Raw genomic sequence first — 21047 nt, forward strand, 5'->3', positions numbered from 1 at the left:
GTTTTTCCTTAAAATTTGTTTTTTATCCCATAGCTCCTGTTAGTACTATTTTCAGTCTTTAAATTCTTCAACCATTCTTTTGTTCTCATCATGGCCTCTTCATATCTCTTTTTGTTTGCATTATCTTCTATTTTATCCAAATATCTTATTGTTTTCCATTTAGATACATTCCGTATTAAAACATTTGTGTTATTTGTCACTTCAATTTTTGTTTCTTTTCTTCTTTTTTCTTTATTATTTATACATTTATTATTAGTTATGTTATGACTGACATTTTTAGTTGCATTTTTAGATTTCAAAATTTTGACCCCCTTATTTTTGGAGTATTTTTTTTGTGTTTCTTTTGTGAATTTATATATTGCATTAGCATCGTGTTCGATAATTTCTTGTTTGGCTTTAAGTAGTCTTTTTAAATTGTTAACGCTGTATTTAGTTACTGTATATCTTATGTATGAGCCATTTCCTTCGCCCAGTCTTAATAAATTCTTTTTAATAATGCCTTTGTTGTATAGAAAGGCTAAATCTTTTCTTAAGGTTCTAAGTGTAATTTGTTTAAGACTGTCTTTAAACAGAAAAATGTTTAATGCATTTAGAATTATTGTTTGGTTGTACTTAATTGCATTTTTTTGAAAGTATCTAAGTATTGACAGTATTTTGTAATATCTACTATGATATTCCTTTAATGGTTTTGTGTAAGGCGGCGCCTTTTCATTGTGAGTGCTATTCATTGTTTTTCTCCTAATAAGTTTTACTATTAATTATGATAACGCAATACCAGTTAAAAAGTAAACTTTATGAAGTAGTTAAGCATTCTTTTTTCATACAATTTTTTTTAAACTAAAAGCTATAAAAATACTTAAAGTTAGTTACAAAAAATGTAAGCAAATACTAGTAAGCTTAATCAATTTTAGAGATGTTTCATTGCATGTAAAATATTTCTTTTAAGGTGCTTTGTGTAAATAGAAAGGATACTTTTTACAGGTTTGGTTAAGATTTTTCTAGTATACTTATTTTATCCAATTCTTTACAAATATTTAAAAATATACCCTACATATATTTTATTTCTTATTTTAGTAGCTATTAGTTTTGCAATGATATATATTATTCTTCAAAATTTAATCCCCTTCTCTTTGTTAACTCGAGGTTAACTTTTTATTTTCTTTTGTCATTTTTGTAATCAATTTAATCCATCTTTCTTTACTATTTTTTGTAGGGATTGTGATATGATATACAAAAAATTTCCTAATTTAAGAAAGCTATTTGTGTTGTTTTATTGTATTTTTATAAATCTTTTTTAAGATCAGATAATTTAATTGTAAATGAGTAGCCTTTATTGTTAGGAAAATTTAGGAAGATATAATCGGTTTTTTTATCATCTTTTGCTTCAACATATACATTTTGGTGATTTACAGTAATAGTTTCTAAATCATCTTTGAATATTCCTTGTTTATTATTATCCTGACTGTTATTAATCTATCTTTTAGTTTTCAAACTTCTTCCATTAAACATTTCATTTTGAAGTTATCAACCCCATTTTTCAATCTTTAAAAGAGAAACAGTATTGCTACCATCATAATTTTACTGCAATTTCTAGTATTTTGATTTATAATAAAAAAGTATATTCTGATTGTCTTTTTTATTATAAATACACATCATTATCATATGATTCTGAATCGTTCTTCTTTTTTTCGGATTCTGATAAAGTTGAAAATGAAGTGCTAATGGCTCTTAATTTAATTTCTTTAATGTTAATTACATTGGTTTTGGAATTGTGATATTTTGACTGTGTTAATATATTAACCGGTTTTGGTAATGCTGTAGTATTTGATGCTTATTATAATACTAGGGATGGTGGGGTATCTATTGAGTCTTTTTGTTTTGGAATTCTTTGTGTTGTTTGGGTAGAACATTTTGTGTTTGGTTGTCTTGAACTATTGGGAATTTTGGTGATGTTATTAGTACTATAGGATTATGTAAAATATTATATAAAAATTATATAAGAAGTTTTTATGCAAAATTCATCATGTCATTTTCTTAGTAGTACATAAATTTTATGGACATGTAATAGGGGATATTATATACCAAGAATTTGTAAAGATGGGTATGTAAGGTTTTATTTCAAATGATCTTTCTAAAAGATATATCGTAGTGAGCTTACTTATAAAGACCTTGAGTATTTAGAGAGTAACTTTAACTTGAAATGTTAGAACGTAGTTTAAAATCCAAGATTGCATTTGTTAGCAATGAGTTTTTTCTTGTTAGAAAAGGTATTGAAATTAATATAAATGAAACTTAAGCAAGATATATCTAAGACTATTGCAATAAGAAAAGCTATTGACTCAGAACTTAAAACAGTTAAAGAAGCTATGAAAATTAATGCTAATGATACTCCCTATAAGTCCTGCTCAGAGCATTCCTAAAGTTAATACTAATAACTAATAAGTAATACTATTAAAATATAAAGTCATTTAAGGCAAATTATTTGCTAGCGATAGTCTTGGTGTTGAGGCTAATGCATAAGTTAAAAGGAGGCACGTAAAAAAATGAGAAAAAGAATAAGTGCAATAATAATGACTTTATTTATGGTGTTTATGTCATGTAATAATGGAGGGCCAGAGCTTAAAAGTGACGAAGTGGCTAAGTCTGACGGAACAGTACTTGATTTATCAAAAATAAGTGTAAAGATAAAAGATGCTGTTGCTTTTGCTAAAGGTGTTAAAGAAATAGAGACCTTAGTTAAGTCTATTGATGAGCTTGCTAAAGGTATTAAGAAAAAGATTGGAGCAGCTGGGTTAGTAGATGACAATAATGGTAATGATAAGAATAATGCATTGATGGCAGGGGCTTACAGTGTTTCATTGGATATAGTAGGAAAGTCAAAAGCTTTGCAAATTCCAGAATATATTAAAGATCAAGGTGTAACTGATAAAGTTACCGGGATTTCAAGTGCTGCTGAAGCATTTGTTAACAAGTTAAAGGAGAAGAATAATGTTTTAGGAGTTGATCAAGGAGCCGCTACTGATGATAATGTAAAGAAAGCTATAGATAGAAATACTCATCCTAATGGAGAAAACGGGTCAAAAGAGCTCCAAGCACTAAACACAGCAATTGATGCGTTGTTAACATCTGCTAATGGTGCAGTAGAAGCTGCAATTGCAGAGTTTGCAACCCCTGCTAAGCCAGCAGCTCCCGTTAAGTCTTAACTAAGGGATAAATAATTTAAGAAGTTATTACAAGATAAGTTAATTAAGTAAGCTGTAAGAGCAGGGAGAAATAAAGTCAAAAAAGAATATGAAGCTAGGAGCGTAATGCTTTTAGCTTCTGATGTTATTTAGGGAGTGTTTGATTGTATATAAAATTGTTTATATGAGTAAAGATTGAATATAAATAATTGCAAGTATGATATTAAGAGTATATTCTTATTTGTAATCAAATAATTAAATACTTTAAAAGTAGTTTGAATTTGTGTAGGTAAAACAAAAGCATAAAAAACAGGATAATAAGTTTTATTTTATTTCAATGCTAAAAAGTCATTGTGGATTCATATTTTTTTATGATATAGGAAGGCACAAAAGAATGAAGAAGAATATGTTAAGTGAAATGTTGAACTTTATTTGTGGTATTAGTGAGTTGTAATTGCTGAATCAGAGGAGCCTAAGACTGTGTTTTTAAAGTCAGTAATAGACTTAGGGAATGATTTTTAAATGTTTTTACATCATTTGGAGATATAGTTGCCAAGGTGTTAGGTTTTAGTACAGAGACAAAAAATCTGATGTTGGGGTTTATTTTAAGACAGTACAAGATACTATACAAGGCACTAAGGACAAGCTTAATAAAATTGTTACTGACATGAAGAGTGAAGGCAATCCTAATGCTTCTGCAACTGAGACCGCGTAAAAACACCAATTGATAATACTCTTAGTAAGATAATAGAAGGAGCAAAGATTGCAAGTGATGCTATTGGAGATGCTAGCGACCCAATTGGTAATGTTGCTTCTCAAACAGTTGCTGGTGTTGTTGCAGAAGAAGCTTCGGTTAAGTCTCTTAGTGAAGGAATTGGAAAGATTGTAAATGTAATACTTAAAAATATAGGAAGTGTTGATGCTGGTACCGATAAGAAAGCTGAAGATGGTAGCGCAAGAGGTAATAATGATGGCGCAGCAAAGTTGTTTGGCAATACTGGTATTGCTGCTGATTCAAAGAAATCAGGTACTGATGCAGCAAAAGCAGTTGGGCAGTAACTGGTGCTGACATATTACAATCTATTTCTAAAAGTTCTGAAGGCAAAGCTGTTAAATTGGCTAAGAATAATGCCGCTAATGCTGCTGATGTTGCTAATGCTAAGGATGCAGTTATAGCAGGAGGAATAGCATTAAGAGCAATGGCTAAGAATGGTAAGTTTCCTGGTGGTGAGGCTGGTGGTCATGATGATTATGTTGCTGAAATTAAAGGCGCAGCAATAAGTGCAGTAACTAAAGCACTAGATACATTAACTATTGCAATAAGAAAAACAATTGACGCAGGCCTTAAAACAGTTAAAGAAGCAATGAAAATTAATGCTAATGATACTCCTATAAGTCCTAAACAGAGTTCCCCTAAATTTACTACTAATAGTCAGTAAAGAATTATTAATAAAAAAAATCAGTACTAAAAATAATAAAGTCGTTTAAAGGAAACACTTCTCTTATTTTTATGAGGTAGATAGGAAAGATGTTTTCTTGTTAATTAGGTAAGATAATAATGACTTTATTTTTGATATTAATATCATGTAATAATGGGGGATCAGATCTTAAAAATGAGGAAGTAGCTAAGTCTGATGGAACAGTACTTGATTTGGCAAAATAAGTAAAAAGATAAAAGATGCTAGTGATTTTGCATCAAGTGTTAAAGAAGTTCATACTTTGGTTAAATCTATTGATGAGTTGGCAAAGGGTATTAAGAAGAAAATTGGTGCAAATGGGCTGGCAGATGATGCTAATGCTAATGCTCACTATACTCCGTTGCTGGCAGGTGCATATAGTGTGGCTGTAGCTATAGAAGAGAAATCCGCAAAGTTGAAAGTTACAGAATCTATTAATTTTAAAGATTTAAGTGAAAAAGTTCAAGGCGTTGTGAGTGTGTCTAAAGAATTTACTGCTAAGTTGAAAGCTGAAAATGCTGTTTTAGGACTTGCTAATGGAGCCGCTACTGATACTAATGCAAAAAAAGCCATAGATAAAAGTGATTCTACTGGAGACAAAGGGGTTTCAGAACTTATTAAGTTAAATACAGCAATAGATGGGTTGTTAAAGGCAGCTAATGAGGCGGTAGAAGCCGCAATTAAAGAGCTTACAGCTCCTGCTAAGCCAGCAGCTCCCGTTAAGTCTTAACTAAGGGATAAATAATTTAAGTAGTTATTATAAAATTACTCCTAGTGGTACTGTTTTTGATTTATCTACAATAAGTTAAAAATAAAAGATTATATTGTTTTTGCGACCTATACTAAAGGAGGCAAAGGGTATTGATGTTAAGATTGATTTATATTGATAATACTGATACTTACTTTACATATAACTTTACTACTTATAATAATGGGTTAATCGATGGACTTTATCACTTAATTTAAGAAAAGCTTTACGAATACCACCCAACATATAATCTGCAATTAAAATCATACTTACTAAACTTAATTTGAATATATTTTATGTTGAAGTTAGGGATAATATATCTGGACAGGGTAGTTTTATTAAGACATTTTTTTACATTTAGAATAAATATGCATTATATTTACTCTAAATTTTGGGTACACGTTTTCTTAAAGCACATTTTGCTAAGATAAAGTCTTTGTAACATGTAAGATATTATATAATAATTATATAAGGAGGTTCTTTACAGGATATGCACAACCAGTAATTACACAGCAAATGGTTTTAGGCGATCTTGTGAAATTGAGATAAATATATTGCTGCGGATTTGTCTTACAGGTATTATCGTAATGAGCTTACTTATAAAGATATTGAGTATGTTAAAAAAAACTTTGACATAAAATCTGAACCGTTAGAACGCGGCTTAAAAGCTGACATTAAAGAACTTGATAATAAAATTGATACTAAATTCAATGAACTGGATAATAAAATCAATAATGTTGAGAATAATCTAAATGTAAAGATTGATACCAACACAATGGAACTTAAGACTACATAATTGGATGTTTGGGATTCTTATCATTTTTAATATAGGAATATTTTTAGCATTAATATCAATGTTAAGTAGGTAACTTTCAGTTAAGTAATCCCCCATCTTAAATCCTCTTTTAATCAATTATTTTTTTGTTAAAGACAATTAGACCTTGCTGATTGTTGCATTATAGTGATACGTATTGTTCTTCAAAATTTAATTTCTTTTGTAGGGATTTTTATCTAGATGTTGTGTTGTTGTTTATCTTTGCTGTACCCTCTCTTAAATTTTTATTTTTTAAATATCCTTTTTTAAATTTGCTTTTTTACTTAAATTATGATCATGCGCATTTAACCACCCCCTGCTCCACAAGTGCTTATTGCTCCGGATTTAAAACCATTTAGTGTATTGTTGTTCATTGTGTTAAAATATCCCTTTATTACTTCTTTAAAAGTGTTTTTGCCTTGCTCATTACCACTACACTTTGAAAGTTCATTCTTTATATGTTCAAGCGCATCTTTAATCTTAGATTGATTTAAAAGCACAAACTGATTGAATTTATTCTCATCACCCAAGGCATCTTTTAAGAAGTTTAAATTTGATTTTTCAATATCATTTAACTTTTCTCTTAACGCTTCCTCAGGTGTTTTTTGTACTTCTTGTGCTTGTTCCCTTAAGTCGTCTCTTTTAGATCTACTTTTAATCCCTTTATCCTTATTGTTATATTGACCGCAATTACTAATTATTAGTAATAAAATTATTAAGACAAAATTAATAACTTTCATATCAAATTTCCTTATCTTAATATTAATAATTTATTTTATTCCCAATTTTTAAGTCCACTCCAATGACTATTGTCGCTTGTGAGACCATCTTTAAGACATTCAAACATTTCCTTATTAGTTGGCTTGTTGGGTATATCGTTTAAAATGCCCCTGAAGAACTGTTCTATCTCGTTAGTACCATTACCGTATTTACCATCATTGTTGCCTGCTTGACAATCAATAGTGTCACTTATATAAGTGTCAAAATCTTTATCACTTGCTTTTTTTTATCTTTTCTTTTCTAAGAAGTTATAAGCAGTGGTAAAAGCATTGGCTAATTCTTTTTGTTTTGGGATATCCTTTGCAACAATACAAGAATAATGTGCTGAAGAGTATTAACCTCATAAGGTTACTCATGTAATTTCCTTATCTTTATGATTTAAACAATATATAGCAGTTTTTTCTTGATGTATGGATTTTTGTGAGTATTCATTGATTTTATAAAAATTATTACTTTGTTGTAAAGTTTATGTTGGTTTTGATTAATTTAAACTAGTGACGTGCAAATCGTAAATGAGATGGGAGTTCACGTGTTAGTGTTGTAGGAAAGATGAGACACAAGTGGGAAGCAAAAAGATGATCCTGAGTATATTAAAGATACTGCTAAGCTTACTATTTCTGAGGATATTTTCAATTAATATGCTTGCAAGTAGTTTTGAGACTGAGAGTGAATCTAGTAGACTTAAGAATCATGTGGGGATTGAGAATAACAAAATATCATTAAGTTTCCTTAGTTCATTTGGATAAGTATTGTCAGCTAGAATTACAAAAAGATGTTAAGAAAACTCAAAAATTCCATGATGAGATATTGAAATGTAGGGAAGATATTGCAAATGCAGATTTTGTTAAGTCGTGCAGGCTTAATGAGCAGCTTGATTTAAAGATGAGTGAAGTTGATGAGCTTGAAAAGACATTGCAGGTAAAAAGATGTCTTGATGGTGTAAAAAAATACTGCTTGAACTTAAGTCTGTTCTTGATATTAATAGATATCAAGAATAAGTGAATGGATTGGATATATATATGAAATCAGCTTTTTTCCCTTTTTTAAAGATTCATGATGAACATATTTATTAAATATTGGGAGTTAAAAAAAGAATTTGTTAAATCAGGAATATAAGGTTTTAGACAAAGGCTTTTTGAATATGGGTAGTGACATGAGAATAATCCAAGCTGCGAAGATTTTATATCGAAGAGAAAGTATGAAGAGTTAGTATTTTGCAGTAAATGAAGTTTATTTTTTATCTATAGAAATTCTTATCATAAGTTTTATGGTCAAAATTTAATTATTTTAGACCGTGTTATTAAGATAGCTATTTATGATAAGGGGATTATTAAATAATGCTAGAAAGGCTTAAAAATAACATGTACAAAATGATTTTTACTTAATGTTCAATGGTATAGCAGTGTTTATAAGCAGTTGAAATAATACTTCAAAGAAGTAAACGAAATTAATTTAAAAAGATACTTAATTCTTTTATGGGGTATTATTTCAAAAGAAATTAAATTAACTAAAAGACATGCTAATAAGCATGCTTTTGGTGACTTTTATTTAAATTTCTTAAATATTCATTGTTTTACTATTTTGGGTTAATTTTAGTAGATGCCTTCCAAACTTTTATCCAAGCTTCTCTCTTAATTTTATCAGCTTTCATATCAGCTTCTTGCCATTCTATTTGAGTTTTATCCGCATCTTCTTTGCATGCCTTCCAAGCTTCCTCAGCCTTATTTAAAGCATCTAAAGCAATTTGAACATTTTTATCAATTTCCATATTTTCTTCATGAGTTTGATTTTCGTTATTCTTTTTAGCATTCTCATCAAGGATCTTCTTTAATTCATTTGAAGTTTTATCCCAATTATTACCGGCTTCAGCAAGTATTTTTAATGCTTCATCATGTTTTTTCATAGCATCTTCAGCTTGTTTGCAAGCAAGCTTCCAAGCTTCTTCATTTTCTTTTAATTCAATTTTCCAATCTTTTTTTACATTAACATCTTCTTTAAGCTTATTTTTATGTATTTGATCTTGTTGTGGATCATTATTACCGTGTATATAAATGTCATTTGTTGTATAATTTTTGTTATTATTTTTACTAGTATGTAATACGGATTGGATTTTATCATTAAGCGAATCATCAAATTTATTTTTAATATCTTTATTTAATATTAAGTCACAACTAGCAAAACTTAAAATTAAACTTAATGGTAAAAATTTATATTTGAATTTCATATTTTTCTCCCTTAATTTAAATTATAAACTAGTTTAAATTAAATGTAAAAATAGAGAAGTATTAGTTTATTAATGTCTATATGCATATTTGTCAAAAAAATATAATCATCTTTTAATATGGATATATACTTAAATTCTCTACCTTCTATTAGATTTAATTATAAGGCATTTTAGATTATATACACTTACTGATCTTTTTGAATAAATCCTGCTATCATATCTTAAAGATTTTTGGCAGCATTAATTTAGTTATTTTGCTTTATTATTAACAGTTGTTCAGATTATGCAACTATCAAAAAGTAAGAAAATAATACCTTAACCTTGACTGAGACAGAAAAATCAAGTCCTTATACAATTCTATATAAAGATAGTAAAGAGAATACTTATCTTAAAATCAGAAAGTCTTTTTTATACCATATGAAGTAAACTAATAAATGATATAGGTGGAAATACCTTGCTATGGTGGATATCAATGATGCTCAAAGGGTAGAAAAATAGTAATACTTGTAAGTTTTTATAGGTATGTAATTTTATAATGTAAAGTCCCGAGATCAAAAATGTATATTGGGTTTTCTAATATCTTAGCATTTGCCCCATTGCCATCAGTAGCTATGATTGATAAGATCAAAAATACTAAGATAAAATTGGCTAACTCACTGTCGATGCTAATAATGATGCTGGTGCACTAGCCCATGGGTGTCAAGCTTTAGTTATTTCATCGGCTAGATTAGAATCACAGCACTCTGGCCTATTCCCAAGCAGCACATTATTGCCAAGTGCAGCAGTATCAATCAGCAGTTGTAGTTCCAAGTACCACCATTATTTCCTTTTTCAAGTTTTATGTCAGAGTTAGTAGCAACCCCAACATAAGCTTTGACTTCTTCAATATCGGTGTTAATACCAGTAATATCAGCAACTATGGGGCTAGACAGCATTAGAATGAGCTTCGGTTTTAGTTGTCCCAGCAAGTATAGTTACAGAGTCAATTAGCTTTGCAATCACTTCGTTAGTATATTAGTACCTTGAATAAAATATTTTCCACTCTTGTGGTATCGGAATTTGGCACATCAGTGGCAAGTAGATTGAAGCCTGAAGAGGTCAGAAAGAATAGAAAGGGATAGGAAAGAAAAATGTAAACTTGAGAGAAAAGAGAAGGGGAGAATATCTTAAAAAGCTATTTGAACGTGAAGTTAGAGAGAGAAGAGCATTTAAGAGGAGCTATTGAAGAACAAGGCCATATATGGACTGTGCTGGGGAAAGCATGATTGCGATCTTGGAGAAAAGTAGAGTAGATGACACCCAAGTGAGTGTACAGAATAGTAGCACAGATGAATAATTCAATATCCGACAGTTTGTATAAGCCACAGCCGGTGAATATTGGTCTTAAGAGCAATATTGAAGGGTTCAAGACTACAGGGGAATATCTATAGCTAATTTAGGTAAAGGGTTTTTAGATGTTTTTGTGACTTTTGGAGATATGGTTATTGGAGCTTTTGGTATTAAGGCTGATACTAAGAAAAGTGATATAGGGAAGTATTTTACTGATATTGAGAGTACTATGACAACAGTTAAAAAGAAGTTGCAAGATGAAGTTGCAAAGAATGGTAATTACGTAAAAGTTAAAACAGTTGTTGACAAGTTTATTACTGACACATTAGATAAGATTGTAGCAGGAGTAAAGGAAGCAGCTAAAGGTGCAACAGGTAGTGATGTTATAGGAAATGCTGTTAAAAATGAAGATGCTATACAGTCAATAGTTGCATCAAAAGAAAGTGATGCAGTACTAGGAGCTAATGCAACTTCAGATACAAGTGCCATTTCCTTTGCTAAAGGAGGCAATGCAGCTCCACCTAGCAGGTGCAGATGCAACAAAGGCAGCAGCAGTAGCAGGGGGGATAGCATTACGTTCATTGATTAAAACAGGCAAACTAGCATCTGCAGCAGCTGGACAAGGAGGACAAGGAGAAGTGCAAGCAGTAGGAGTAGCTGCAGTAAATAAGTTATTAGTAGCAATAGAGGATGTAATTAAGAAGACAGTAAAGAATGTTCTTGAGAAAGCAAAAGAAAAAATAGATGAAGCAAGAGCTTCAAAACGAACAGTTCAGCAATAAGATAGATAGTTAGATTAATTACTTAAAAGTAAGATTAGAAGGCAATCTTAGAGATAAATCCAGGATGTCTTCTGTATTGTTGTAATGAAAAATAAGAAGTTAAATTGGCTGCTGAATCTAAAATTTCTTTCTTTAATTCATTAGTGAAGATAGGGCAAGGATCTCAAGATATATTTGGCATTTTTGGAAATGCAATAGGTGATGCATTAGGATTTAATGCGGTTAAATCTGGTGATAAGAGAAGTAAAGTAGGAGAACACTTTGAAAGAATAAAAAAAGGTTTAGGTGATACTAAGGATAAGTTAAAAGAGCTATCAGGTGAAATATTTGAAGCAAAGAATGCTAATGGAAGTAGTATTGAAGTTGTTAAGGGTGCAATTAAAGGAGCGGGTGATGTTTTTGATAAATTAATTGGTGCTCTAACTAAACTTGCTGGTGTTGCTAAAGAAGCTGGTAGTATTGACATTGGTGATACTGCTAGTGCTGCGGCTGCAGTAGCTGCTGACAAAGCTAGCGTTGAGACTATTATTGCAGGGGTTAAAGCTATTATTGAAACTGCCAAAGAGTCAAGAGTAGAGATTGAAGATGGAAAAGAGGGTAGTCCGGTTGAAGCTAATGCTGGTGGTGAAGCAGTTGCAAAATCTGGTGCTGCTGCGTCTGCTAATGTTGGTCCTAAACTTGCTGAAGAAGTGGCTAAAGCCGATCCATGGGCAATGATAAATAAGATAAGAGATGCCAAGATTGCTGCAAATCCTGCTGCACTTGCTGCTGGTAATGCTAACAATGCTGGTGAGAAAGATGCTGGGACATTAGCCGCTTCTAATAATAATGCTTCTGCTAATGCAGGTGCTAAAAGTAATGCTGCCCTAGTAGCAGCTGTTGCTCTTAAGGCAATGACTAAAGATGGTAAGTTTACTCAACCTGCCGCTAATGAAGATGGTGCGGTTAAGGCAGCAGCAGTAAGTGCAGTAAATAAGGTATTAGGAGTACTTGATTTTATAATTAGGAAAACAGTAAGTAGCAATCTAGATAAGATAAAAGAAGCAGTAAAGGGAATAAAATACTCTGAGTCTACTGGTGAAGCTACTGAATCTGGGGATGCTCAACCAACTACTAAATAAATCGTCAAACTAAAAATATAAAGTCATTGTAAGGGAAAAGCTTTTCTTGTTTTTAATGCAGGAGTGTAGTTTTTCTTATTAAGTAAGCTGTAAGAGCAGGGAGAAATAAAGTCAAAAAGGAATAGGAAGCTAGGAGCGTAATGCTTTTAGCTTCTGATGTTATTTAGGGAATGTTTATTTGTATATAAATTGTTTATATGAGTAAAGATTGAATATAAATAATTGCAAGTGTGATATTAAGATTATGTTTTTATTGTAATCAAATAATTAAATACTTTAAGTGAAATTATCAAAAATGTAACTAAAGTAAGTTGAATTTGTGTAAGTAAACCAAAAGCATAAAAAACAGGATAATAATAAGTTTTATTTTATTTCAATGCAAAAAATCATTGTGGGGTTTTATTTTTTTATGATAATAGGAAGGCACAAAATAATGTGTTAAGTGCAATAATAATGACTTTATTTATGGTATTTATGTCATGTAATAATGGAGGACCAGAGCTTAAAAATGAGGAAATAGCTAAGTCTGATGGAACAGTACTTGATTAAGCAAAAATAAGTAAAAAGATAAAAGATGCTAGTGATTTTGCAACAAGTGTTAAAGAAGTTCATACTTTGGTTAAGTCTATTGACGAGCTTGCTAAAGCTATTGGAAAGAAAATTGCAAATGCTGATCAACTTGGTGATGAAGCTAATCAGAATGGATCATTACTTGCTGGGGTATTTCAACTAATGATTGATGTAAAAGTTAGATTGGAAGTTTTAGAGAAAACAACTGGAATTTCTGATAGCTTGAAGGGAAAGATCTCTGATGCTAAGACTAAAACAATAGATTTCTCAAAGAAATTGAAAGATAGTCATGCTCAGCTTGGTGTAGCAGCTGCTCAGAGTGATGATGCAAAAAAGGCTATAGATAGAACTAATAAGCCTGGGGATAAAGGGGCTTCTGAGCTTGAAGCACTCAACAAATAAGTTAATGAGTTGTTAAAGGCTGCTAATGATGCAGTAGAAGCTGCAATTGCAGAGCTTACAGCCCCTGCTAAGCCAGTTGTTCCTCTAAGTCTTAACTAAGGGAGTAAATAAGTTAAGTAGTTATTATAAGATAAATTATTAAGTAAAAGGTAAACTAACCCTCCTGCATCAAAAACAAGAAAAGCAATTCCCTTATCCTTTATACTTACCTAACTAGTTAGTAGTACCTTTAGTGGCGCGCTCTGCGCAGGACTTATAGGAGTATCATTAGCATTAATTTTCATTGCTTCTTTAACTGTTTTAAGGCCTGCATCAATTGTTTTCCTTATTGCAATAGTTAATGTATCTAATGCTTTAGTAACTACACTTATTGCTGCTCCTTTAACTGCAGGGACATAATCATTATCAGCAGCAATAGGACCAAGCAAATTTACCATCCTTAGCCATAGCTCTTAACGCTATAGCAACCTGCCAACTGCCGCGTCTTTAGGGGCAGCTCCAGCGTTACCATCATTACCCTTAGCCAACTTAACAGCACCACCATCATTCTCAATCATTGCTTTTAGAATATCAGCTCCGGTTACTGCACCAACAGCTTTTGATGCATCAGATGCTGATTTCTTTGCATTCTCAGCAGTATCAGCATTAGCAGCAAATAATTTGCCTGCCTCACCGTTAGCAGCTTGAGCAGTTCTTGCAGTAAGACCATCGGATTTTTTATCAGTACCAGCCTCAGCATTTCCTTCTTTTCCAAGTACTACATCTAAAATAGTCTTAATTCCACTTACTAATTCATCAACTTTAGTACCAACAGCACCTGCATTCTGAGCAGCAACATTACCAATTGGGTCGCTAGCATCTCCAATAGCATCACTTGCAATCTTAGCACCTTCTATTATCTTATCAAGAGTATTATCAATTAGTGTTTTTACCGCAGTCTCAGTTGCAGAAGCATTAGGATTTCTTTCTCTCTTCATGTCAGCAACAATTTTATTAAGCTTGTCCTTAGTGCCTTGTATAGTATCTTGTACTGTCTTAAAATGAGTCCCAACATCAGACTTTTTTGTCTCTGTACTAAAACCTAATACCTTGGAAACTATATCTCCAAATGATGTAAAAACATTTAAAAATCATTACCTAAATCTATTACTGACTTTAAAAATTTACTCTGAGGATCTGTCAATTAAAGAAATCTAAGTTATCATTAAGTTATAAAATAAGTTAAAATCAAGCCATAAATGTAATCTAAAAGATAAAAGTCATAAAAATAATCTAAGAAGTATAATAATGTAGTAAAACAAGTAAATATAGGAATAAAAAACAAAATAAGCTAAGAGAACAAACCCCAAGATTATTATTTACAAACTTTATTTTTTCCAACTCTTACATTTTACTTAAGTAACTTATCTTGTAATAAGATTTAACTTATTTATACCTTAACTATTGGAAGGTTTAGCAGAAATTGTAAGCTCTGCAATTGCAGCTTCTACTGCATCATTAGCAGCCTTTAACAACTCATTAACTTATTTGTTGAGTGCTTCAAGCTAGAAGCCCCTTTATCCCCAGGCTTATTAGTTCTATCTATAGCCTTTTTTGCATCATCACTCTGAGCAGCTGCTACACCAAGCTGAGCATGACTATCTTTCAATTTCTTTGAGAAATCTATTGTTTTAGTCTTAGCATCAGAGATCTTTCCCTTCAAGCTATCAGAAATTCCAGTTGTTTTCTCTAAAACTTCCAATCTAACTTTTACATCAATCATTAGTTGAAATACCCCAGCAAGTAATGATCCATTCTGATTAGCTTCATCACCAAGTTGATCAGCATTTGCAATTTTCTTTCCAATAGCTTTAGCAAGCTCGTCAATAGACTTAACCAAAGTATGAACTTCTTTAACACTTGTTGCAAAATCACTAGCATCTTTTATCTTTTTACTTATTTTTGCTTAATCAAGTACTGTTCCATCAGACTTAGCTATTTCCTCATTTTTAAGCTCTGGTCCTCCATTATTACATGACATAAATACCATAAATAAAGTCATTATTATTGCACTTATTCTTTTTCTCATTTTTTTACTTTTCCCCTTTTAACTTATGCATTAGATTCATCATCAGAACTATCGCTAGCAAATAGTTTTCCTACCTCACAGAAAACAAGAGAAACGTTTACCTTACAATAACTTTATATCCTTTATATTTATCCTTAACCGGTTGCCCCATTAGTTGTTGCTTTTGCTGTTTTAGTTGCTTCTGATGACTTATCTTCTTGTTTAACAGCTGCTAGTGCTTCATTTATTGTTTTTAATCCATTATCAACTGTGTTCCTTATTGCTATTATAAGTGTACTGAGTGTCTTACCTACTGCACTTGCTGCTGCCCCATTTACTGCATGGGCAGATTTCTCTTCATTTTGCTTAGCAGCTAATTTACCATCCTTTGCCATTGCTCGCAGTGCAATGCCAGCTGCTATAACTGCATCCTTCTTTGCTTCATCTTTAATCTCTTTTTTATTATCTTCCTTCTTAGCAGCAGCAATGCTTGCAGCGTCTTTGGCTTCTTCAATATTTTTGTTATTATCAGCAGTCTCTCCAGAATTAGCAATAGCTTTAAGAATGTCAGCACCTGTTACTGCTCCTATTGATGCACTAGCTGCTGCTGCCTCAGTTTCAGTACCATTATCCTTCTTTTCAAATAATTTTCCAATGTCTTTTTTATCATCTTCTGCTATCTTAGTAGCAGTAGCATTTCCCCCATCCTTTTTTAACATTATGGTAACTATCCCTTTAATTCCTCTAACGAGTGCATTTACGCTTGTAGCGTCTGGCTGCTACAGCAGCCTGATCTTTAACAGTATTTTCAATAGCAGCATCAGTAGTAGCCCTTTTAGCTGCTTCTTTAGCTCTTGCTGTAATCTTGTCTAAGACATCTGCAACAAACTTGTCAACGACTGTTTTAACTTTTACGTAATTACTATTCTTTGCAACCTTATCTTGCAACTTCTTTTTAACTGTGTTTATATTGCTTTCAATATTAGTAAAATACTTACCAATATCACTTTTCTTAGTATCACAGCCTTAATTCCAAAAGCTCCAGTAACCATATCTTTAAAAGTCAAAAACATCTAAAAACCCTTTACTTAAATTAGCTATAGATGTTAAATACACAAGTTTAGGATCTTCCGCAATTCCACCGCTATTACAGCTTATTAATGCCATAAATAAAGTCATTATTATTACACTTATTCTTTTTCCCATTTTTTCCGTGCCTCCTTTTAACTTTCATCATCAGAATTATCATTAGCAAATAGTGTTCCTTAAATGACTTTTATTTTTAGTGGTATTACTTATTAGTTACTAGCAGTAGCTTTAAGGATACTCTGAACAGGACTTATAGGAGTGTCATTAGGATTAATTTTTATAGCATCTTTAACGTTTTAAGTCCTGTGTCAATAGTTTTCTTTATTGCAATAGTCAGTGTAATCCAGTGCTTTAATAACCGCACTTACTGCTGCTCCTTTAACCGTAGTAGCAACAATTCCTTGAGCATCAGCATCACTAGTATTAGCAAACTTACCATCCTTAAGCCCCAATAAGCTCTTAACGCTATAGCACCTGCTATAGTTTCATCTTTAGGTGCAGCACCAACATTGCCATCATTGCTCTTAGCTAATTTAGCAGCAATCACCATTCTCTTTAATCATGGCTTGTAATATGCTAGTATCTGTTACTGGCTTCAACTGCTTTAGCTACATCATCTTTTACTGTCCCCTTCTTTGCGGGGCCAACCCCAACCTCAAGTGTCACATGCCGATACTACAGGGGTTATATTTGTTATTCAATGTGTTACAAAACTAATTGATTCTGTAAGCAAACTAGCTAGGGTAACTAAAGAAGGTGGTAGCATTCCTATTGGTGATTCTAATACAGTTGGTGGAGCAGCAGCCGCTGAAGAAGTTGGTGTTAATACGATTATTAAAGGAGTTAAAAAAATAATTGAGGTTGCCGAAAAGTCTGGTGTAAAGATTAATACTGTAAATGCTGGTGCTGATGTTGCATCAGGTGGCTTTTCTGGTACTGCACCTGCTATTATTACTGTCAATGCTGCTGGGGGGGTATACTGCTAAAACTAATGCAGACTTAAGCGACAGATGTTTGCACTAAAGGCTATGTAAATTTAGTACAGTAAATAAGGTACTAGGAATACTGGACGTAGTAATTAGTAAAGCAGTAAATCTTGAAGATGGTCAAATTAAAGAAAATGTTAAGGGAATAAAATACTCTGAGACTACTGGAACTGATGCTATTGAAGTTGATACTGCTCAACCGACTACTAACTAATGCAAAATAAGTAAAAAATAAAGTCGTTGTAAGGAAAACACTTTCCCTTGCCTTTTTGTAAATCAGGAGAACTATTTGCTAGCGATAGTTCTGATGCTGAATCTAATGCATAAGTTAAAAGGAGGCACATAATGAAAAAAGATTAAGTGCAATGATGACTTTATTTATGGCATTAATAAGCTGTAATAGCGGTGGGGTTGCGGAAGATCCTAAAACTGTCTTTTACCTATATAGTTGCGAAAAGCTTAATGGTGCTGAAGAAGCGCAAATTGTAGCAGCTAGTACATCAATTGGGCATGTAAGCTGTGTTGATATTTTTTTCAAGTTATTGTTGAATCTGGTAATGCTGCTAATAACGATATTTCGATTAATATAGTAAAGAATGAAGCAACAATGATGCAACTTACATAAATGCATTGATCAATCTAGAGACAGCAATCATTGAATACAGAAGCGAATACTATATTGAAGACATTCTAGAGCATTTCCTAAAGCAATTTAGCAATAGGTATAAATACAAAGTATGGATGATGATGAGGCGTAAAGATGGCGTGATTAGCGATTATGAGCTCATATGGGAGGGAAGAGTTAGAGATTAGTAAAAAAAGTATAAGCTAAATTGTGCTCTTAAAGAGACTTATGGCGATAATATACGAGTTAGAAAAATAAAGTAAAAGAGATAACAAATTAATTGAAACCTGAAGAGGCAGAAAGAATAGAAAGGGATAGGGAAGAAAAATGCAGACTTGAAATAAAGAGAAGGGAAGAATATTTGAGTAAGTTGTTTGAACGTGAAGCTAAAGAAAGGGAAGAGCGTTTAAGGAGGGCTAGGGAAGATGAAGCTTATCTAAAAGACCGTGCTAGGGAAAGTATGCTTGCTATTTTAGAGAAAAGTAGGGTAGGGAACATGGGAGTGAATATAGAGAATAATAGAGATAATTCAGCACCCTATGAGAGTGTGCATAATCCACCACGTCCGGTTGAGATTGTGCTTAAGAATAATTTTGAAGGATTTAAGACTACTAAGGGAATTTCTATAGCTAATTTAGGGATCATGTTTCCAGATGAAGAACAGAATCAAATTTTAGGTGAAAAGGAGATATGACATGAGATTTAGTTTGAAATATCTAGCAAAAAGGTTATACATAAAGCGCCATAGGTTTTGGAACGCCTATATGAGCGACGAAGTTCAGTCTAAGAGGGCATACGATGCAATAATTAATTTCCCAATATTTAGCCCTGCAGACATTGACTATGAATATGTATATGCATACGTTAAAGATTGGCTAATAAAGAAATATACAGATGGCCTTGACATTACGATTAAGAAAATAGGCAATAATGATTATTATTGTGAAACAAAGCGTGGTTCTTTGATGAATAATATTTTGGATAGGATTCATGAGGATTATAAGGAAATTTTTCTTGGCAATTTAGAAAAAAGGGTTGTTGATAAGAATCCTGAGGTTGTTGTTAAGGGGTTTGGGGATGTTGGTTCCTTGGAGGCAGAAGAAGAAGTTTATGAAGAAAAATTACGAGGTAAGCAAATTAAGACTGCTAAAAACAAGTCCTTAGGGTTATATACCATTCTGATTTGTGTGAATTGCTGATTATGTAGTCAAAGACCATAGAATTAGTAATTCACATTTACTTGCCCAAACCGAATATATCTACTTGAAGATAAGAGTTAATAAAATACCTATAGAGATGGTAATAATAGTACCAAACATCCAATTATGAAGTCTTAATGTGCTCTTAAGTTCCATTTTGTTAACATCAATTTTGTTATCAAGGTCTTTAATGTCAGATTTTAACTCATTTCTAACGTTATCAATCTTGATGTTAAGATTATTCTCAACAGTATCAATCTTGTTATCAAGTTCATTAAATTTAGTATCAATCTTTACATTTAAGTTATTCTCAACAGTATTGATTTTGTTATCCAGTTCATTAAATTTAGTATCAATCTTGTTATCAAGTTCATTAAATTTAGTATCAATCTTTACATTTAAGTTATTCTCAACAGTATTGATTTTGTTATCCAGTTCATTAAATTTAGTATCAATCTTGTTATCAAGGTCTTTAATATCAGATTTTAAGTTTGCTTCTACCTTATTAATCTCGGCTTGTAAGGTTGCTTCAACCTTTTCAAGTTTTATATCAAAGTTTTCTTTTAAAAACTCAATATCTTTATAAGTAAGCTCATTGCGATAATATCTGTAAGACAAATCAGTAGCAATATCTCTATCAATACCAGCTTTAACAAGTTCAGCGATAACCATTTGTTGAGTAACTATTGGTTGAGGAAGTCCCATAAAATCTCCTTATAAGTATTATACATTGTTTTATTGCAAAAGGATATGAGAGAATAGTTGTTTTTGAATTCTATTAGTTAATTTATAATTAATACCAAGTTGTTTGAGGTGTAGATTAATATAAGATTTGAGGGTCTGTAAGGTTTTCCTTGATTTATTATCAAGGAAAAAGGATTCAATTGGGGTAGCAATATTAGAGTGTAATTTATTATTGCTATTTTTATAGAATAGCAAATTAGAGGTATGTATGCGTAATGATTGAAAAGAATTAATAAGCTTTTAGTTTTTATAGCTATTTAGAGGAGTAGTTTTGCTTACAAGTTTGATATGCTTATGTTTTAGATTTTGTGAAGAGTAATGGTTATAAAACAAAAAGCATTTTTTCTATGGGAGGAATTAAGAATGGCATAGTAAATGGATTCTAGATGTTTAGAGGTTAGGTTTTCTAGGAATAGTTTTTTAAGAATACGATTAATTTTCCAAGCAAGGATAGTAGAATTAAGCTTTTTTAGGGAATAAATGGCGTTTGTAATTAGTTTTGGGTTAAGCAAAGTATGCTTTTTAATTTGTAGACCAGAAGATAAAGTATAATAAATAATATTATCTGTAAAGTTAGTGATAGTAAAATTTTTGTTATTTAGAGTGGACAGGGGGTACCGGAAGAGAGTATGATACCAATTGATTTAAGTTCTGTACTATTTGATAGTAAGAAATAATTTCTTTAGGACTTATTCCAAGTGAATCGGTAGTAGATATTCTGGCAATAAATTTTTAGATTTGATTTTTTATTAAAAATATTTTTATGCTAATCATTGTATAGAAATATATATATCTATTTATAAAAATGTCAACTTTGGTATATTTTCGTGACAACTATGGTGCATTTTCATAGCAACTTTGTCCATTTTGGCGTCAACTTTGTACATTTTCATAGCAACTTTAGTCAATATTATAATTCAAAGAATCTTATACTAATAACAAATTATA

General features: G+C 31.6%; 15 protein-coding genes and 11 pseudogenes. 15 read left to right on the forward strand and 11 right to left on the reverse strand.

Translation table 11 applies throughout. The features are described 5' to 3' along the window. Positions 1-8 precede the first annotated feature (8 nt). A complete protein-coding gene (locus bhYOR_RS06850) occupies positions 9-728 on the reverse strand; it encodes a plasmid maintenance protein (protein ID WP_025434292.1) in 720 nt (239 codons plus the stop codon). 1584 nt (positions 729-2312) lie between these two features. Between bhYOR_RS06850 and bhYOR_RS08195 the strand changes: the two are divergent. From bhYOR_RS08195 to bdr (bhYOR_RS06870), 5 genes and pseudogenes are all read left to right on the forward strand, one after another. After that, positions 2313-2439, forward strand: a pseudogene (locus tag bhYOR_RS08195) (variable large family protein); the annotation flags it as partial. Positions 2440-2543: 104 nt separating this feature from the next. Then, positions 2544-3203, forward strand: a complete 660-nt coding sequence (locus bhYOR_RS06855) for a Vsp/OspC family lipoprotein (protein ID WP_025434291.1) — start codon at positions 2544-2546, stop codon at positions 3201-3203. Between the two features lie 432 nt (positions 3204-3635). Further along, positions 3636-4621 (forward strand): annotated as a pseudogene (locus bhYOR_RS06860) (variable large family protein); the annotation flags it as partial. A 119-nt stretch (positions 4622-4740) separates the two neighbouring features. Continuing rightward, positions 4741-5369: pseudogene (locus tag bhYOR_RS06865) on the forward strand (Vsp/OspC family lipoprotein). A gap of 534 nt (positions 5370-5903) precedes the next feature. Beyond that, positions 5904-6256: pseudogene (bdr, locus tag bhYOR_RS06870) on the forward strand (Bdr family repetitive protein). A gap of 250 nt (positions 6257-6506) precedes the next feature. On the opposite strand, the gene bhYOR_RS06875 reads toward bdr (bhYOR_RS06870), so the two are convergent. Both bhYOR_RS06875 and bhYOR_RS06880 read right to left on the reverse strand, forming a co-directional pair. Then, positions 6507-6941: an Mlp family lipoprotein gene (locus bhYOR_RS06875; protein WP_025434290.1), complete on the reverse strand. Its 435-nt coding sequence runs from the start codon at positions 6939-6941 to the stop codon at positions 6507-6509. Between the two features lie 35 nt (positions 6942-6976). Beyond that, a pseudogene (locus tag bhYOR_RS06880) lies at positions 6977-7195 on the reverse strand (Mlp family lipoprotein); the annotation flags it as partial. Positions 7196-7556: 361 nt separating this feature from the next. Here bhYOR_RS06880 and bhYOR_RS06885 point away from each other — a divergent pair. After that, positions 7557-7727: a hypothetical protein gene (locus bhYOR_RS06885; protein WP_155265618.1), complete on the forward strand. Its 171-nt coding sequence runs from the start codon at positions 7557-7559 to the stop codon at positions 7725-7727. Next, the gene (locus tag bhYOR_RS06890; protein ID WP_025400207.1) at positions 7720-7983 is read left to right on the forward strand and encodes a hypothetical protein; all 264 of its coding nucleotides are present in this window, start codon (positions 7720-7722) and stop codon (positions 7981-7983) included. Before bhYOR_RS06885 ends, bhYOR_RS06890 begins: the two co-directional genes overlap by 8 nt. Positions 7984-8557: 574 nt before the next feature. On the opposite strand, the gene bhYOR_RS06895 is transcribed toward bhYOR_RS06890, so the two are convergent. Then, the gene (locus tag bhYOR_RS06895; RefSeq protein WP_025400206.1) at positions 8558-9205 is read right to left on the reverse strand and encodes a hypothetical protein; all 648 of its coding nucleotides are present in this window, start codon (positions 9203-9205) and stop codon (positions 8558-8560) included. Between the two features lie 791 nt (positions 9206-9996). Further along, positions 9997-10140, reverse strand: coding sequence for a hypothetical protein (locus tag bhYOR_RS06900; protein ID WP_155265617.1), 144 nt, complete (start codon positions 10138-10140; stop codon positions 9997-9999). 488 nt (positions 10141-10628) lie between these two features. On the opposite strand from bhYOR_RS06900, the pseudogene bhYOR_RS06905 reads away from it, so the two are divergent. The 3 genes and pseudogenes from bhYOR_RS06905 to bhYOR_RS06915 form a co-directional block, all read left to right on the forward strand. Continuing rightward, positions 10629-11316: pseudogene (locus tag bhYOR_RS06905) on the forward strand (variable large family protein); the annotation flags it as partial. 101 nt (positions 11317-11417) lie between these two features. Beyond that, positions 11418-12450 (forward strand): annotated as a pseudogene (locus bhYOR_RS06910) (variable large family protein); the annotation flags it as partial. Between the two features lie 542 nt (positions 12451-12992). After that, positions 12993-13409: a Vsp/OspC family lipoprotein gene (locus bhYOR_RS06915; RefSeq protein ID WP_407933135.1), complete on the forward strand. Its 417-nt coding sequence runs from the start codon at positions 12993-12995 to the stop codon at positions 13407-13409. A gap of 209 nt (positions 13410-13618) precedes the next feature. Here the strand turns inward: bhYOR_RS06915 and bhYOR_RS06920 are convergent. The 5 genes and pseudogenes from bhYOR_RS06920 to bhYOR_RS06935 form a co-directional block, all read right to left on the reverse strand. Then, a pseudogene (locus tag bhYOR_RS06920) lies at positions 13619-14580 on the reverse strand (variable large family protein); the annotation flags it as partial. A 336-nt stretch (positions 14581-14916) separates the two neighbouring features. Then, positions 14917-15348 (reverse strand): Vsp/OspC family lipoprotein, encoded by a 432-nt coding sequence (locus bhYOR_RS06925; RefSeq protein WP_407933136.1) that lies wholly within the window; start codon positions 15346-15348, stop codon positions 14917-14919. A gap of 6 nt (positions 15349-15354) precedes the next feature. After that, positions 15355-15477 carry a hypothetical protein gene (locus tag bhYOR_RS08395; RefSeq protein WP_407933133.1) on the reverse strand — a complete coding sequence of 41 codons (123 nt, stop codon included), beginning with the start codon at positions 15475-15477 and terminating at the stop codon, positions 15355-15357. Positions 15478-15611: 134 nt separating this feature from the next. Continuing rightward, positions 15612-16662: pseudogene (locus bhYOR_RS06930) on the reverse strand (variable large family protein). Positions 16663-16754: 92 nt separating this feature from the next. Next, a pseudogene (locus tag bhYOR_RS06935) lies at positions 16755-17184 on the reverse strand (variable large family protein); the annotation flags it as partial. A 26-nt stretch (positions 17185-17210) separates the two neighbouring features. Between bhYOR_RS06935 and bhYOR_RS06940 the strand changes: the two are divergent. The 5 genes and pseudogenes from bhYOR_RS06940 to bhYOR_RS06960 form a co-directional block, all read left to right on the forward strand. Further along, a pseudogene (locus bhYOR_RS06940) lies at positions 17211-17745 on the forward strand (variable large family protein); the annotation flags it as partial. A 154-nt stretch (positions 17746-17899) separates the two neighbouring features. Continuing rightward, on the forward strand, positions 17900-18121 hold the full coding sequence (locus tag bhYOR_RS06945; protein WP_247088545.1) for a hypothetical protein: 222 nt from the start codon (positions 17900-17902) through the stop codon (positions 18119-18121). Between the two features lie 40 nt (positions 18122-18161). Continuing rightward, positions 18162-18344, forward strand: a complete 183-nt coding sequence (locus bhYOR_RS06950; protein WP_172641846.1) for a hypothetical protein — start codon at positions 18162-18164, stop codon at positions 18342-18344. Between the two features lie 92 nt (positions 18345-18436). After that, entirely contained in the window at positions 18437-18850 is a 414-nt protein-coding gene (locus tag bhYOR_RS06955) for a hypothetical protein (RefSeq protein WP_025434283.1), read from the forward strand. A 1-nt stretch (position 18851) separates the two neighbouring features. Further along, positions 18852-19355, forward strand: a complete 504-nt coding sequence (locus bhYOR_RS06960; protein WP_025434282.1) for a hypothetical protein — start codon at positions 18852-18854, stop codon at positions 19353-19355. A 60-nt stretch (positions 19356-19415) separates the two neighbouring features. Here bhYOR_RS06960 and bdr (bhYOR_RS06965) read toward each other — a convergent pair whose 3' ends face one another. After that, a complete protein-coding gene (gene bdr / locus bhYOR_RS06965; RefSeq protein WP_025434281.1) occupies positions 19416-20060 on the reverse strand; it encodes a Bdr family repetitive protein in 645 nt (214 codons plus the stop codon). Positions 20061-21047 lie beyond the last annotated feature (987 nt).

It is taken from the genome of Borrelia nietonii YOR (genome assembly GCF_023035795.1).
GTDB classification, from domain to species: Bacteria; Spirochaetota; Spirochaetia; order Borreliales; family Borreliaceae; genus Borrelia; species Borrelia hermsii.

Bases quoted from the DNA above. Each gene is read 5' to 3' on its own strand.
- bhYOR_RS06850 (WP_025434292.1), bottom strand. From the start codon at position 728: ATGAATAGCACTCACAATGAAAAGGCGCCGCCTTACACAAAACCATTA.
- bhYOR_RS06855 (WP_025434291.1), top strand. From the start codon at position 2,544: ATGAGAAAAAGAATAAGTGCAATAATAATGACTTTATTTATGGTGTTT.
- bhYOR_RS06875 (WP_025434290.1), bottom strand. From the start codon at position 6,941: ATGAAAGTTATTAATTTTGTCTTAATAATTTTATTACTAATAATTAGT.
- bhYOR_RS06885 (WP_155265618.1), top strand. From the start codon at position 7,557: ATGATCCTGAGTATATTAAAGATACTGCTAAGCTTACTATTTCTGAGG.
- bhYOR_RS06895 (WP_025400206.1), bottom strand. From the start codon at position 9,205: ATGAAATTCAAATATAAATTTTTACCATTAAGTTTAATTTTAAGTTTT.
- bhYOR_RS06900 (WP_155265617.1), bottom strand. From the start codon at position 10,140: ATGCTGTCTAGCCCCATAGTTGCTGATATTACTGGTATTAACACCGAT.
- bhYOR_RS08395 (WP_407933133.1), bottom strand. From the start codon at position 15,477: ATGAGAAAAAGAATAAGTGCAATAATAATGACTTTATTTATGGTATTT.
- bhYOR_RS06945 (WP_247088545.1), top strand. From the start codon at position 17,900: ATGACTTTATTTATGGCATTAATAAGCTGTAATAGCGGTGGGGTTGCG.
- bhYOR_RS06960 (WP_025434282.1), top strand. From the start codon at position 18,852: ATGAGATTTAGTTTGAAATATCTAGCAAAAAGGTTATACATAAAGCGC.
- bdr (WP_025434281.1), bottom strand. From the start codon at position 20,060: ATGGGACTTCCTCAACCAATAGTTACTCAACAAATGGTTATCGCTGAA.